10 protein-coding genes and 1 pseudogene are annotated in these 15,097 nt (G+C 45.5%); all 11 read right to left on the bottom strand.

Annotation, left to right across the window (positions count from 1 at the left end; all coding sequences use genetic code 11):
- Positions 1–3: 3 nt before the first annotated feature.
- On the bottom strand, positions 4–1,563 hold the full coding sequence (locus BUR09_RS12800; RefSeq protein ID WP_074217341.1) for a BCCT family transporter: 1,560 nt from the start codon (positions 1,561–1,563) through the stop codon (positions 4–6).
- 53 nt (positions 1,564–1,616) lie between these two features.
- Positions 1,617–2,390 (bottom strand): selenium cofactor biosynthesis protein YqeC, encoded by a 774-nt coding sequence (yqeC, locus tag BUR09_RS12795; protein ID WP_084539504.1) that lies wholly within the window; start codon positions 2,388–2,390, stop codon positions 1,617–1,619.
- The gene (yqeB, locus tag BUR09_RS12790) at positions 2,383–3,228 is read right to left on the bottom strand and encodes a selenium-dependent molybdenum cofactor biosynthesis protein YqeB (protein ID WP_074217340.1); all 846 of its coding nucleotides are present in this window, start codon (positions 3,226–3,228) and stop codon (positions 2,383–2,385) included. The genes yqeC and yqeB overlap by 8 nt, the downstream gene beginning before the upstream one ends.
- An 11-nt stretch (positions 3,229–3,239) precedes the next feature.
- Positions 3,240–3,866, bottom strand: a complete 627-nt coding sequence (locus BUR09_RS12785) for a nucleotidyltransferase family protein (protein ID WP_074217339.1) — start codon at positions 3,864–3,866, stop codon at positions 3,240–3,242.
- 10 nt (positions 3,867–3,876) lie between these two features.
- Positions 3,877–4,860: an FAD binding domain-containing protein gene (locus BUR09_RS12780; RefSeq protein ID WP_074217338.1), complete on the bottom strand. Its 984-nt coding sequence runs from the start codon at positions 4,858–4,860 to the stop codon at positions 3,877–3,879.
- On the bottom strand, positions 4,860–7,229 hold the full coding sequence (locus tag BUR09_RS12775; RefSeq protein ID WP_074217337.1) for a xanthine dehydrogenase family protein molybdopterin-binding subunit: 2,370 nt from the start codon (positions 7,227–7,229) through the stop codon (positions 4,860–4,862). Before BUR09_RS12775 ends, BUR09_RS12780 begins: the two co-directional genes overlap by 1 nt.
- Positions 7,222–7,722 carry a (2Fe-2S)-binding protein gene (locus tag BUR09_RS12770; RefSeq protein WP_074217336.1) on the bottom strand — a complete coding sequence of 167 codons (501 nt, stop codon included), beginning with the start codon at positions 7,720–7,722 and terminating at the stop codon, positions 7,222–7,224. The genes BUR09_RS12775 and BUR09_RS12770 overlap by 8 nt, the downstream gene beginning before the upstream one ends.
- A gap of 156 nt (positions 7,723–7,878) precedes the next feature.
- Positions 7,879–8,808, bottom strand: a complete 930-nt coding sequence (locus tag BUR09_RS12765) for a DMT family transporter (RefSeq protein ID WP_074217335.1) — start codon at positions 8,806–8,808, stop codon at positions 7,879–7,881.
- Between the two features lie 403 nt (positions 8,809–9,211).
- Positions 9,212–10,579 (bottom strand): sigma-54 interaction domain-containing protein, encoded by a 1,368-nt coding sequence (locus BUR09_RS12760; protein ID WP_074217334.1) that lies wholly within the window; start codon positions 10,577–10,579, stop codon positions 9,212–9,214.
- A gap of 550 nt (positions 10,580–11,129) precedes the next feature.
- On the bottom strand, positions 11,130–13,256 hold the full coding sequence (locus BUR09_RS12755; protein WP_074217333.1) for a methyl-accepting chemotaxis protein: 2,127 nt from the start codon (positions 13,254–13,256) through the stop codon (positions 11,130–11,132).
- 440 nt (positions 13,257–13,696) lie between these two features.
- Positions 13,697–14,847: pseudogene (locus BUR09_RS16740) on the bottom strand (IS3 family transposase).
- Between the last annotated feature and the right edge of the window lie 250 nt (positions 14,848–15,097).

The following is a 15,097-nucleotide window of genomic DNA, read 5'->3' as shown; positions in this document are numbered from 1 at the left end:
TTTTTATCGAGGATCTATCCAGCCGGTACGTTGATATTCTTTAAAGAAAGAAATAACGCCAACCCACACGACTCCAAGAACCGGTAAGCCCACAACAATGGATGCTGTTTGCAGCACGGAAAGAGGGCCGTTGATAAGTAATATGCCTGCAGGAACAAGTCCCAAAGAAAGTGCCCAGAATAAGCGATTCCAGCGAGCAGGTTCTTCGTCCGGTGTCAGTTCTTTTGTAGTTGTTGCGGCCAGTGCAAAAGATACAGCATCAAAGGTTGTTGCCATGGAGATAGCTGTTACCGTAGCGAAAATAAGCTTATAGAGTGGTGCCATAGGCAGGAAATCTGCAATTTGCATAATTACGGTGGCGCCTTTTACGCTTTTAACCATTTCCACTACATCAAGTTGATTTGTGAGTTGAAGGTGCAGGCCGAAGTTGCCGAAGACCAGATAGAAACAGCCGCAGCCAAGGGAAGCAATTAGGACTGGACCGAGAACCACCTGACGTACGGTGCGTCCGCGAGAAATCTTTGCAATGAAAAGGCTCATGAACGGAGCATAGGCAACAAACCATGCATAGTAGAAAACAGTCCAATCCTGCGTAAAGCCTGAACCTTTGGCTGGATTCATCCATGTTGCCATCCGTACAAATTCGGAAATAAGCAGACCGAGAGAAGATAACGTCATTTCAGTAAGAAACAGTGTTGGCCCTGTAATGAATACAAACAGAAGCAGACCGAGGGCGAGGTATACGTTGAATTCGGAAAGTCTGCTTAGGCCTTTCTTCAGACCAAGATACGAGGTGGCTGAAAAAATAAGTGAAACACCGATGAGAACCATGATCTCAAGGGTGAAAGAGTGGGATACTCCGGTGACCGCAACAACTCCGGCAGTAACAATAGGAATGCCCAACCCGAGCGCGGTTGCGGAACCTGCGATCAGGCCTGCCATAAAGAGAATATCAATCACCTTTCCCGGCCAGTTGTTCACATGGTCTCCGAGCAGGCCGGTGCAGGCTTGCGAGATATTCAGGACGGGAATTTTCTTCACGTAGTAGCTGTATCCGATAGGTACAGCCAGTGTTGCATAGATTGCCCAGCAGGTAGGTCCCCAGTGGAACATGCCGTAGGCGGTACTCCATTCTGCGGCCTCGCGTGATCCTGCAGGAGCACCTCCCAGCGGATAAGCAAGGTAGTATGCCCAGTCGATTGCCCCCCCGAACATAATGCCTGCCCCAACGCCTGCACAAAAGAGCATACCCACCCACGCAAAAGTGGAATATTCCACAGTATCACCAAGACGTTTGTGAGCAAGTGGTCCGAAGGCGAACCATAGGATAAGGGCGAAAGAACCAAGGCCTGCCAGCATGTAGAGCCAGCCAGTCTGTACGGTAATAAACGTGAATAGAGCGTTAATGACTCTCTCGCCTTCAGTAGGGTAGGCAAGAAGCGGTAAGCAGGTGGCAAGAGTAAGAGAGAGTGTTCCGAAAAAGCAGGTTGTACAAATTCTGCTGACGGAAGATTCGCTGCATGCACGTTGTGTAGCAGCATTAATTGTTTTTGTCTGGCTCATGTGTCCTCCTCTTCTGTTTATAAATGCGGAATACGGTGTTGCTCGTGTTTCGCTTAGAGTGGAACGATGAAACGTTGTAATGCACTGCCTACCCACCATGTAACCTGACTTGTTGGCGCAAAAGTATCAGGCGAGGGGCATAGGTCTTGATGTGTATCTGTGTGATAGAAGTCATACTTGTTCAGATACGCATGCCGGACGCAGTTTTTTGAGCAGCCTTTGAACAGTCCGTCCGGTGCCATTGCCAGTGCATGCAAGTGCTGATGCGTTACAGGTGAGTTTGGTGCGCAACCTGTCAGGTCAGCAAATCGCGTGTGCCTATGTATAGTGTCTTCGGTAAGTGGTTGCAAAAGGCCATCAAGCCCCATCACACCAATGCATAATGTTGTCCCCTCCGGAATGACCGGTTCATGCTGATTGGGTGCTTTAAGTGGCTTACGGGCAGCTCCGTCGGCTTCAACTAGGATGACATCTGCTATGTTGGCGTAGTGCAGGTGCGTTACCAGTGATTTTGAAAGCCCGATGAGCTTGTTTGTGCGTTTATCGTGGCGCTGGGCAATAGTGACTGTTTGGTGCTCGGCAAGAGCTGTGGTGATAGAATGTGAGAAGTTCGGTTCTTCATCGGATAATATTGTCGGTACATCATCAAACGGAAAAATTTTCGTAGTTGTAGTCATAACAACCCGCTTACCTAGATTGGCAAGGTGATCTGCAATCCAGCGCATAAGCGTTGTTTTTCCGCCTGCACCTGTGAACGCAACAAGTGTGTGTGCAGGTGTGATGAAATCGTGCAGCGGAGATGCTGCAGCACGTACCGCATTAGCCATTCTGAACCTCTGAAAGGCGCGGTGCGTTTGTTTGAGAAATTAGGAATGCTGTTACAGCTTCCAGTACGCCGCCGCCGATAGCCAAGGCTTTGTCGGACACGGTATAACAATGCTGCGCATCGCCCCGCGGGTCGATGTCTCCTACTTTTGTGCCCTTGCGTACAATCGTTCCGTTACGCAATAATCCACGGATAACACCGCTGATCTTGGCAAGAATCGGTGTTCCACCGATTCTGCCAAGTTCATCTCCTGCTTTGATGGAATCACTGATGGCGTATTCAGTGGTAAAGGTACCATCCTGTACGGCCCAGTATACGCGTTCAGTAGTATACCCTTGTACAGCGCCAGGGATGCCGGTGTTGGGAATAGCTGAGCCTGTTTCCAGAACTCGCCCGAGCGTGTGCCCGCGTTTTGTTTCAATAATGCGGTGAACATTCTTACTTACGGTAAATCCCGGTCCGAGACCGATGACCAGTGGTGCCATAGACATATTGGTGCCAATGTTTTGCTTGGCAATGATGGCGTCTACCAGAATGTCAGGTTCTAAGCATGTGAGACAGTCAGCAGCAGGGTCGCATAGTACTGGAATTTTACCTGCGTCCCATGTTGTCACTACTTCAGCGGGAGTCTCGATACGTACAGCTGTTACGTTTTCGACGGTAGTACTGTGATGATACACTGCATCTGAAAAGCAGACAGTTCTACGTACTGCAAGAGGATTATCCGTCTCAAGCAGGACAAGTTGGTTGAAGCCAGCGCGATACAGTCGCAGGGCAACCCCTGTGGCAAGGTCACCAGCACCGCGGATAGCAATTACAGGTAGTGGATAATGTTTCATAAGAAGCTTCTTTATATTGCAGTGTCGTACCGATTGAGCAGCATTTGGTATTGTTGTTCGGTGTCTACATCTATAAATGGTCCGATTTCGTTAACTTTCACGAGCCTGAGAGGTAGTCGGGGAGTTGCAAGAAGTGGTCGTGCCCCTGTGTCTCCTTCCAGTTCCATGACCTTGTCAAACCACTGAGAAGGTATGGTGATCGGATTCCCACGCATCCCTTCCTGCATCGGGATTACCCAGTTATGCGGTTCCTGAGAGAACGCCCATATAAGGTGGTTAATCACTTCAGGTGAAATAAGTGGCAGATCTCCCAGAAGTACCATGGCACCCTGAGCATGACTTTTTGCACTGCTTATTCCTGCCTTAAGTGATTCAGCCTGTCCTTTAGCGCGTTCTGTGCTGTAAATAATCTTGCAATTATCAAGGTCTAAAAGTGGTTCCAAGTCGGATTGTTCCGGAAGAACAATAGTCACTGTCTCAAGAATGGAGTTACGGGCTGCATCAATGACATGCTGCACAATTGGTTTTCCTCGGAAGGGCAGAGATAATTTATCTCTGCCCATACGGGTGGAAGTTCCAGCAGCTAAAATAATGCCAGAGATGGCAGCTTTTTTTTGCTGTAGGTGTTCTAAGTTCATTGGTGTTGGGTTACCTTACACATTCAAGAAGTGTGTCGAGTACACTGGTTTTTGCCAGCTGTACTTTGTACATGTTCTGGAACAGCGGCTTGGCATCTGCTACTGCAGTTGCAGCAGCTTCTGCTGCTGTTTCTTCTGTAAGTTTTTTTCCAATGAGTAATGCTTCAGCATCAGAACATCTGCGGGGTACGTTATGAACTCCATTCAGGCAGATGCGAGCCTGTGTTATTTTTCCGTCAATAATGGTAATGGAGGCAGCGCAGTTAACTAGCGCGAAGTCGATTGATTTACGATAGGCAATCTTTACAAAGGCACTGCTTTCTCCAACAGAAGGAGTTGGTACAATAATCTCGGTTACGATTTCATTGTGATCAAGAATGGTGGAACCGCAACCATTTTCACCAGTGAAGAATTCATCAATTGGAATTTCACGTTTGGTGGTTTTAACTACCGCATTCAGTGCTACCAGTGCCGGAGCCGTGTCGCTTGGGTTTACAGCAATGCATTTTTTTACTGCACCAAAAATTGAGTGGAAACGATGATCTCCTGGAATTGCGAGACATCTTTTGCCCCCTTTGCGGATGCAATCAATACGACCACCAATTTTATCCGGGTAGCGGTAATACCAGCAGCGGTTTTCCTGACAAATATTACCGGCGATAGTTCCCATGTTGCGTAATAGAGGAGAAGCAGTCCGTCGTGCGGCTTCTGCAAGTCCCGGCCAAGTTTGTTTGACGGCATCGGACTCCGATAACTCAGTGAGTGTTACCAGCGCCCCGATGTGCAGGCCATCTTCTTTAACAGTAAGATTATTAAGACCGGGAATAGTTTTTATATTGATGATGGCTTCAGGATATTCCATCCAAAGATTATCTTTAAGCCCCCCCATAAGGTCACTGCCACCTGCGATGACGTAGGAAGAGTTTTCGTATTTACCTAACAGGCTAATTGCTTCTTCAATGCTCGAAGCGTCAAAGTGGCTGAAGCGTTTCATTATTTTTTCCTCCGTGAAGACTGGATCTTACCAAGACCCATGAGGATTTTTTCTGGGTCGAATGGGGTTTCAATAAGTCGTACACCGGTTGCGTTGAAAATTGCGTTTGAGAACGCAGCAAGAGACGGGCAGGCTGCGCCTTCGCCACATGCAGTTGCTCCGAACGGATGTGTAGGATCGCCCGGTTTTTCAATAACAATTGGAGTAACATCACAGTCCATAGTGGTGCAGTGGCGGTAATCGATCCAGTTCGGAGTCATAAGCCAGCCGTTGCGCTTGTCAGTAATGCAATCGTTGCCGAGTATCGCATTATCAACACCATGTCGTGAGGTAGAAAGCTGTCCGGCTACAATTTTCGGGTTGAGAGCTTTACCGACATTTTGAGCCATGACGACATTAACGTTTGAGATCATGCCGGTCTCTGTATCCACATCTAATGAGATGAACTGAGCCCCTTTTTCTTTTGGAATGTAGACCTGATCTTCTTTGCCGTCTTTAAGTCCGTTAGGGTGTGGTGAGTTGTTGACGTAGTAGCCAGTGACTTCATGAACCCCGCCATAGTGTCCGCGTGCCCCAAATGCTTCAGCAAAGGAAATTCCTTTGTCAGGCTCAGCTGTCACAAAAACACCTTTTTCATTCATGCTGAGGGCAGGGGCAGGAACGCCTAATTGTACGGCAGCAAGCTCAAGCACCTGACGCTTTGCGTCTATGGCAGCTTCATATGTTGCCCAGCCTTGAATCCAGGTTCCGCAGCTGTTTGCTACAAGTGTTGCAAATGGGGTGGAGTCTGTGTCGCTGCATACTAAGCCGACCTTCTTGTATGGAATTCCGAGAACATCAGCGACAATCTGGCATTGTACGGTATGCTGCCCTTGTCCGATATCAGCAACGGCGCAGACAAGTGCCGCAGAGCCGTCCGGGTAAATTTTGACCATAGCTTCACTGGAGTTACCCGGCCCTGGACGTCCTGCGCCCATTGCGAAAATTGCAACTCCAAGCCCGCGACGGATTCGTCCGCTTTTTTTACTTGGATGTACCCAGTTGTTTTTCCAGTCCAGATACTCTGCACCTGCATCAAGGCAGTCTCTAATGCCGGAAGAGGAAATATAAGCAGATTTGTAAATGAGCGGGTCCCAACCGGAATCAATATCGCCGGTTCGCATGCAGTTCTTTTTGCGAATCTCAACAGGATCTATTCCCATCTTTTCAGCAGCGATATCCATTGTTGTTTCCACTGCAAATACGCCTTCAGGAGCTCCATATCCCTGCCAGCCAGCTGCCGGGAAGCGGTTGGTGTGCACGTAGCGGATTTTTCCGCGCAGGTGTTCGCAGTTGTGGGAGTAGAGGACAGCGCCAGTGGCAAGCATGGCGTTTTTGGCGGGGTACTTGTCACCGCCTGAGCCGGTTTCTTGCCAGTGAGACATATCCATTGTTGTCAGGATGCCGTCTTCTTTAAAGCCGATTTTCACATCTGTAACGCTGCCTCGTGACCAGCCGGAGACCATTTCTTCTTCTCGGGAATATGCGCAGTGAACCGGTTTTTTGAGGTCCAGGCACGCAAGGCTGGCGATAAGCAGGTAGTGGGATGCAATGTTGCGGTCTAATGGGAAGGCGTTTTTTCCGCCGAAGCTGGAGCCTGTGAACGGGGAAACATAGTTCAGCATGGTTGAGCTGATGCCGAGAGCCTGCGCGAGACAAAGCTTTTCGTCATGCATTCCCTGAGAGTGGGTGTAAACATGAAGCTTAGTTCCGTCGAAATTTGCAGTACATCCACGAGGTTCCATAGCAGGGCCTTTGCAGTAGGCGTATTTAAGACCCTTTTGTTCAATGATTACATCTGATTCTGCAAAACCCTTTTCAATATCTCCAAAGCCGTTGTATTCCGCTGGTGTTTTGGTTTTGAAGAGACGGGTTTCCGGATCCCGATCACTCAGCAGGGCATGGAATTCCCAGTCGTTGCAGTTTGGTGTTCCTTCAAACACTTGGGGAGAATCCGGCTTAATTCCTTCTTCGATGCTCAGAACAAATTTCTTCTTCTCATACGTAACATCGATGAGTTCCATAGCTTCTTCAGCGATGGTTTCGTCATCTGCAATAACAGCTGCTACAAGATCACCGACATAATATAAGGATTTGCGAAATGCCTTCGGGTAGTTTTCATGTGTCATTACAAGACGAACGCCATGCAAAGCTTCAGCTTTGCTTGTATCAATACTTGTAATGGTTGCAGCAGGGTATGGGCTGCGCAAAATACGAGTTTGCAGCATGTCGGGAAAAATAAAGTCTGCATAGTACTTGGCGGCCCCGGTGACTCGCGCAGGACCATCTTTTTGACGAACAGATGTGCCGATAGATGTTGTTTTAATCATGGGCTTGCTCTCCGGACATTTTTTTTGCTGCACTTCTGACTGAGTTGAGGATGTGCTCGTAGTTGTTGCAAATACAGACATTACCGCTAAGCGCCTCTTTTATTTCATCGTCATTCGGGTTTGGATTTTTTAAGAGTAGAGCTTTTGTGGACAGGATCATGCCGGGTGAACAAAAACCACATTGTGCACCATATTCTTCGAGCCAGGCTTCTTGAATAGGGTGGAGGGTGCCATCTTTGGAAAGACCTTCAATAGTTTCTATTTCTTTGTTTTCTTGCTCAATGGCCAGTGTCATACAAGCTGGAACTGCTACAGAATCAATAAGTACGGTGCACGATCCGCAGGCACCTTCACCGCAGGCTTCTTTTGTTCCAGTGTGCCCGCAGTCGTTTCGCAGTACTTTTGAGAGAGTCCAATTCGGTTCTACATACAGGGAACGGGTTTCCCCGTTTACATTAAGATGAATAAGTTTTTGTTGTCTGGTTTCTTGCATGTCCAAATCCTTAAATCGTTCGTTTTCACGGGGTGCTTGTTGATTACAAAGCACTCCACTTCGGCTCCGGTTGAAATATCTTTTTGAGATGAGTCAAAGAGTAGTGGGCAGAGCGGGGTGTGTACCCCGCTCTGCCTTATCGGAAGGAGCTACCGATTATGTCTGGCTGTATGCAGGGGTTTCAGAGGCTACTGGCTTTGGACTACGGCTTGCCCACACGATGCCGCCAATAATAAGAACGCCACTGACAAGGTGAACCATGCCCATGGTTTCACCAAGGAAAACAAAGGCAAATAAACCGCCCCATAATGGGAGGCTGTAATAGATCATGCCGGATGTTGCCGGTCCGGCATGCTGTAAGCCGATGTTCCAAGTGAACCACGCAATGATGGAGGAGCAGACAGCAGAGAAAACGATGCTAAAGAACACCACACCGTTCATATTGAATACCATGGTTGGCTGAGTGGATTCCCAGATAACGCATGGGATCAGCATCAAAACTGCAAAGAAAGACATAAGAGTCATGATGGTGAGTTGAGAGAGACCTTCAGGGATTTTTCTCAGAATCAAGCTGTATACCGCAAAACCTACGGCTGCCAGAAGCATGAGAATGTCACCTGATGCAAACTGAAGCCCCATCAACCTATCTATTTCACCGTTACAGACGAGGTAGAAAGAACCAAGGAGAGCAATGGTACAGCCGAGCCAGGTGTTCAGGGACTGTTTCTGACCCATTGCAGAAGAGATTATAACAATAAATATTGGTGTAGTAACAGAAATAAGGGACAGGTTGATGGCAGATGTAGTCTGCGCTGCAAAATAGCTAAGCGGAGAGTAAGCTGCTACACCTGTTAATGCTGCTGCAATAATTTGTGGCAGAAATTTTTTGGCTACAGGCCACTCTTTTTTTACTCTTGGAAGAGTGAAAGTACACAGAATCAGCAGTGCGATAAACCAGCGGCTGGCACCGAGAGTCATTGGTGAAATTTGACCTACAGCTAATCTGGCAACAACAAAAGCTCCAGCCCAAAGCATGGTGGCAAGTAAAGCGCATGCCATTCCATAGTATGTACGGTTTTTAAACATAAAAGCATCTCCCTTAAAAATTAGGTTCACCTCTTTCTAGTGCCGCAAAGTGTTCGGTTTGCGGCTGCCTCTTTTCCATAATTATGATGTTGAGATGTTCTTAACTAGCTGAAGTGATAGATTCGCTAGGAGTGAATGATAGCTTGAAGCGCTTGCTATCAAGTAAGAAACTTGCATCTCAATTTATGGGGTACTTAAAGCAAGGGCTATGCCAATAAGGAGGAAAATCTTCTTTGAAAATACTCTTTAAAAAACAGATAGTTACATAGATTGTTGTTTGATTGTCCACACAGTAAAAAGGCGGAAATGAGTCCTCGTTGACTCATTTCCGCCTTAATTGTGTATTAGATTGATTTAACCTTTGACCCATTATTGGGTCTAAGAGTCAATAATGCATCTTTGCTCACGGTTTGGCATCAGATGTGTATTTTCTAATAAGACGGGAAGCGCGAGATTGGCTGATGTTAAGGGCTGCAGCCACTTTTCGGCTTGTTCCGTGCTGTTGATAAGCGTCAAGAATCAGCCGGCGTTCAACGGCTTCAATAGTTTCATCCAAGCTTTCAGAAAGATTGAGTAATGATGTTGGATAGCCCTGAGTTTCATAAATGGAAGGAGGCAGGTGATCGACGGTAATCATTTCACCTTCAACTGTTACTATCAGCCTTTCGATTAAATGAGCTAACTCGCGAACATTACCCGGCCAGGTATACTGGCAGAGTAGTTTTTGGGCATCAGAGGCCAGCTGTTTTCCTTTTCCATGCTGTTTTCCATATCTATTTAAGAATAAATGGATAAGTGGGATGAGATCTTCTGGCCGTTCTCGCAGTGGAGGAATAACAATATCAAATACATTCAGACGAAAGTATAGATCCTGTCTGAAGGCACTGTTTTCGACCATGAGATCTAAGTTACGGTTAGATGCTGCCAGAATTCGTACATCTGCTTTCAAGGTTTCTGAACTTCCTACAGGACGGTATTCAAGCTCCTGCACAGCGTATAACAGCTTCGCTTGCATAGGCAGAGGGAGTTCGGAAATTTCATCGAGAAAGAGAGTGCCGCCTTTTGCTTTTGCAAACAAACCGCTACGGGCTTTTGTTGCGCCGGAGAATGCACCTTCAACATGTCCGAACAGCTCCGATTCAAACAATTCGTGCGGAATAGCAGCGCAGTTGACTGTGACAAATGGTTTGTCTGCTCGCTTACTTTTTTTATGGATAAAATTAGCGAGAAGGCTTTTTCCGCAGCCGGATTCACCCATGAGCAGGCACGGGGCAGTAACATCCGCAACTTTTTTTGCATTGGTAATTGCTTGCTCCATGCCGGGGCTGCGGTAAATAAAATTTTCTGGTGGTGATTCTGATGAAGCTTGATCTTCGCAGAGCAGTTCTTCAGGAGAGAGGATCCTGCTCTCATGGTAGTTATCCCTAACATTCAGAAGAACATGTTCGACTTCATTATATTCATCCAAGACGGGGGTCCCAATAGTAAGAACTTCAAGCCCCAAGTAGGTTTGCTGTACTTGTTTGGCCTGACATTTCTTTTCATAAATGAGCGGTAGCATCGGGCGGTTCCAAGCTTTGTGCTTAGCCACCACATCCCAGAACGGCATGTCGATGAGCTCCTGCCGACTAAAACCATAATGTCTTTCGCATGCTTTGTTCACATAAAGCATACGATAGTTGTTATCATAAATAATGATTTCATCGTGCAGGTTGTCTATGAGGTTGGCAAAGGTTTCAAAATCTAACCCAAAATGTTCTGTCTTGCTCATTGTGTTTGGATCTCCAGTGGTGCAACTTCTTTTTAATAAATGAAGAGGAGAGTGTGATTTAATAATGAATTGTTCTAGGTGTTCTACGTTATTGATTTTAAATTTAATTAGTGGTCGGAAGAAACTGTATTAGTAGAATTATGATGGATCATCATTGGTTCTTTATAATGTCTTCTGTTTGTTTTTGCTAACATTCTTAAGATACAATTTTTTTATAAATAAAAAATGGATGTAGTGTTTGCGTAATTCTTTAGCCCATCGCATGCACGTTGGTTTTATGCTAAAAACATAAGTAAGCATAGGCTATTAAGTGAAATTATCTTTTCATAAAGGTAGGTGTTTCATATTCATGAAAACAATGAGATGTCTACCCGTAGCGGTAGTACATTGTTTTTGATTATATCTGCGCGGTATGACTGTCCAGGTGCTATTAGTCCTATGAATATCTTTACTGTGAAGTTATTCAGAGTGAGCAACTTAAGATAATAGAAAAAAGGTTCACAGATTTTCATCTGTGAACCTTACATTTATGTGAGGGTATGATCAGCTACTAATCTTCTTTTAGTTCGACTATCATATTTTTGAGTAAGTCAGAAACAGTGCTGAGATCTCGTACAGAGTTCTCAGCATCTCGCATTCTTTCAGCAGTTACAGTTGAGATGTGGCCAATTTCTTCAAGCGCATGTGTGATTTCTTCACTAGCGGATGATTGTTGTTCGGCTGCTGTAGCAATTGCACGTACTTGATCTGTTGCCGGTGTAACTTTTGCCACGATGCGCTTGAAAGCGTCTCCGGATTCAGTAACCAGCTTGGTGGCAATCTCTACGGCATCAGCAGTATTTGTCATTGCTTCAATATTTTGATGGGTACCGGACTGAATTGTCTGGATGGCATTGCCTACATGTCTTGTTGCGTCCATAGTTTTTTCAGCAAGCTTGCGAACTTCATCTGCTACAACAGCAAAGCCGCGTCCTGCGTCACCTGCCCGTGCAGCTTCAATGGCGGCATTTAAGGCGAGTAGATTTGTTTGGTCTGCAATGTCACTGATGACATCAAGAATATCACTGATGGATTGAACCTGTGTGCCCAGATCGCTCATTTCTTTCTTCATGTTTTCACTTAATGAATACACATTTTGGATAGTTGAAACAGACTCTTCTACAACCTTTAGTCCTGATTTTGCTTCATGGAATACTATGTCTACACTTGTCGCTGCTTCAGAAGCATTGCGTGCTACTTCTAAAATAGTGCTGTTCATTTCTTCCATAGCCGTTGCGGTTTCGCTGTTGCGTGCATCCTGCTGGCTTACTCCTTCTGCGGTAGTGCGGACATTTTCGTTCATATCAGCAGATACAGTGGTCAAGTCGTGTACGAATTCTTCGAGCTGATCTGCAGCCGCAAGCTGACCTTGCCGATGCGCTTTGCTAGCTTCTTTTTCTGCTTTTTCTGCTTGTACAGTCGCTTTTTCAGCTTCTTCAGAACGCAAGCGGACTTCTTTCATGTTGCGGTCAATTTCCTCCATGTTCTCCTGAAGTTTGACTGCCATAGTGTTTACGGCTTGCTGCATGTCAGCAATCTCGTCGTGTCCTTTAACAATGCAGCGTGAACTGAGTGTTCCATTCGCAATGTCGCTGATGACACTGGATGTTTGTACGATAGGGTGAGCAATAAGTCCTGCAAGATAAAATATGCATGCAAAAGCGAGAAGAAGGCAGCAGCAACCGGTGATAATTAATGTTTGAGTCAGGGCATTTGCTTCAGCCAGAACGACGTTCATAGGAACAGATAGAGTGACTACCCAGTTTGCTTTGGATTTCCCGAAGTGAACCGGCATAAGTAAACGGAGATCTTCGTCTGTCTCTTCGAAGACTATCTCACCGTTCTGAGCTCGTTTAAAAAGCTGAAGGCCTCCGTCAACTATGTCTTTGTAAGGTGTCCCAAGAATATCGGGCATATCGGTTGCTGCCTGAATGTTGCCGGTAGGGGCTATCAAGCTCATGCTGCCATGACCTTCGAATCCATTAACATTGTTTACTATGTTGTTAAGAAAGTCTGCAGAGAGGTCGACGCCGACAACCCCGATAGCTCTTCCATTCACAATTGCCGGTACGGAAAGACTTGAAATAGTGAATGTGAGTCCTTTTCTGTCTTTATAAGCGGTTACAGCAGAGGCACTTTCTTCTTTTGTATTAAGACTGTATGTGTACCATGGCAGGTTTAAGTTGCTGCAAGCATAGAGAGCGAGTGCGCCGTTTTTTCTATTCCAATATGGGGCAAAAATACCTTTTTCTGTACTATGAGTCATGGCCGTGACGTTTTCAGAGTCTTTTCCGTATACATTGGGTTCAAACGCAGCCCATACTCCGAACAGTTCAGGGTTGGCATCTCCGGTACGCTTGAGAATTTCAACAATTTGATCACGATCAGCAGGGCGGTCAGATTGAACAATAGCTTCGATTGATTGAGAGAGAGTTCTGCCGATAGTGAAGCCGTCGTTAAATCTTTTTTGAATGAGTAATGCTTGTTCCTTTGCAATTTGGTGACTGATGGTCTGAGCATCCTGTATTGCAGCGGAGCGTGTGAACCTGATGGATATGGTGAGCAAGACAGCAAGAAGCATTATAATACATACCGAAAGTTGAATGAGCAGTTTAAGTTTTAGAGATTTAAATCGCATAAATGCCTCCGAGGCGTTAATGTAAGAGAACAACTTAGTAAAATGAATATGGCGAGCTGTCAGAGAATGCAGTGGGGGGAGGGGAGTAATTATTCGATTTTATAAAAGGGCTGATGTAGCTATTTTTATTGGATAATCTCAGCAATAAATGTGCCAAGAAGGAGGCGTTTTTTTCTTGTTTAAGTTTGTAAAAACAGGTGGTTATGCAAATAAGTGTTTGATTGCTCATATAATAAAAAGAAAGTTTTGAGTCCTTCGTGACTCAAAACTTTCTTATCCAGGAATAGCCTAGCTTAAAACTTGAACCGAATATGGTTCTAAGATTCAATTTTGACTCTTTAATTACAGTCTGGCATCAGGTTAATAATTTTAGAAGCATAGCAGGATGTTGCTTGAAAAAACATAAGTTTCCTTAACAGCTGACAGTTTAAAATTAAAGCTTAGTAGGATTGATGTCTTCCCCAATCTGTACCGGTAGATTGTAGAGAAATTTGGCTAGTTGAATGATCAATATGGCTACGGGCAAAGTCGTTCGGGGTCATATTTTCGAAAGAAGAATGAGGACGAAATTCGTTATATTCTTTCCGCCATGTTTCAATCTTCTTTCGAGCGTCAGAAACTGACAGGAACCAATGCGTGTTTAACACTCATCCCGAAAGCTTCTGTTAAACGACTCATAAACGGGTTGTTCGAAGGTTTTCCCGGTCTTGAGAAGTCCAGTGCTACATTATTTTTCATAGGCCCACTTGTCGAGTGCCTTGGAAATAAATTCGCTACCATTATCTAATTGAATGTGTTGTGGTTTGCGCCCAGAGAACAGCCGGAGCCACTCGAGCCTGCTCACAGCATGTTGCCCTTTTATGGCGTGACCCACATGGCTTTCTAAGCATTCTCGACTAAAATTGTTAACCACAGTTAAGGCACGAATTCTTCGTCCGTTGAACAGGTTGTCTGTCACAAAATTCATAGACCAACACTGATCAATACTAGAGAGTTCTGACCGATCCATGCAGTGAGCTGCTGAAACATTTCGTCTAGGACGCTTGGAGCGCAGGTTTAATCCTTCTTCACAGTACAATCTGTGAACTTTCTTATGATTCACATACCATCCTTCCCTGCGCAGGAGAACATATATTCTTTGGCAACCATACCGCACCCGAGTTTCGGCAATCTCTCGGATACGAAGACGAAGCGCAGAAACATCTTTCCTGTAGGCTTGTAATAATAGCTTGATCTACTCATGCATAAGACAGAACAACGCCTACGACGCTGACTTGATAAGCCTGTTCCAGGTGTTCAGCAAATTTTATCAATTGAGCAGGCTTTAAAGCTTTTTTGTGAGAATATCCTGCAGCATTTGCTTATCAAGGCTCAAATCTGCAACAAGCTTTTTCAGTTGCCTATTTTCCTCTTCAAGCTGCTTTAAGCGTCGAAGTTCGCTTACCCCAAGCCCACCATATTTCTTTTTCCAATTGTAGAACGTAGCTTCTGATATGCCCATCTTACGGCATACCTCTTTAACTCGTGTTCCTGTCTCAGCTTGGCGTAAGGCGAAAGTAATCTGCTCGTCGGTAAATTTCGTCTTTTTCATGGCAAACTCCTTGGGTTAACAATAGGTTAGTTTGCCAAAATTCTCTATTTTTAACTGGTTCAGTTTATTGGGAAGACGTCAAGATTTTAATTTCGGCTTGTTGCTCAGCTTAACAAGGCCGAATTGTTGCAGATGTAACAGCATAAAAGAAAGACCCCCAGTTTCAAGTGTTGAAACTGGGGGTTATCATTAATCTGAGTCATGCAGGTTATCTGCATGCCTCTCTTTTATTTTGTGTATCGCAAGAGAC

It is taken from the genome of Halodesulfovibrio marinisediminis DSM 17456 (assembly GCF_900129975.1).
GTDB classification, from domain to species: domain Bacteria; phylum Desulfobacterota; class Desulfovibrionia; order Desulfovibrionales; family Desulfovibrionaceae; genus Halodesulfovibrio; species Halodesulfovibrio marinisediminis.
Note: the sequence above shows the minus strand (reverse complement) of the source record. Positions and strands in the feature narration are given on the sequence as shown.

Bases quoted from the DNA above. Each gene is read 5' to 3' on its own strand.
- BUR09_RS12800 (WP_074217341.1), bottom strand. From the start codon at position 1,563: ATGAGCCAGACAAAAACAATTAATGCTGCTACACAACGTGCATGCAGC.
- yqeC (WP_084539504.1), bottom strand. From the start codon at position 2,390: ATGGCTAATGCGGTACGTGCTGCAGCATCTCCGCTGCACGATTTCATC.
- yqeB (WP_074217340.1), bottom strand. From the start codon at position 3,228: ATGAAACATTATCCACTACCTGTAATTGCTATCCGCGGTGCTGGTGAC.
- BUR09_RS12785 (WP_074217339.1), bottom strand. From the start codon at position 3,866: ATGAACTTAGAACACCTACAGCAAAAAAAAGCTGCCATCTCTGGCATT.
- BUR09_RS12780 (WP_074217338.1), bottom strand. From the start codon at position 4,860: ATGAAACGCTTCAGCCACTTTGACGCTTCGAGCATTGAAGAAGCAATT.
- BUR09_RS12775 (WP_074217337.1), bottom strand. From the start codon at position 7,229: ATGATTAAAACAACATCTATCGGCACATCTGTTCGTCAAAAAGATGGT.
- BUR09_RS12770 (WP_074217336.1), bottom strand. From the start codon at position 7,722: ATGCAAGAAACCAGACAACAAAAACTTATTCATCTTAATGTAAACGGG.
- BUR09_RS12765 (WP_074217335.1), bottom strand. From the start codon at position 8,808: ATGTTTAAAAACCGTACATACTATGGAATGGCATGCGCTTTACTTGCC.
- BUR09_RS12760 (WP_074217334.1), bottom strand. From the start codon at position 10,579: ATGAGCAAGACAGAACATTTTGGGTTAGATTTTGAAACCTTTGCCAAC.
- BUR09_RS12755 (WP_074217333.1), bottom strand. From the start codon at position 13,256: ATGCGATTTAAATCTCTAAAACTTAAACTGCTCATTCAACTTTCGGTA.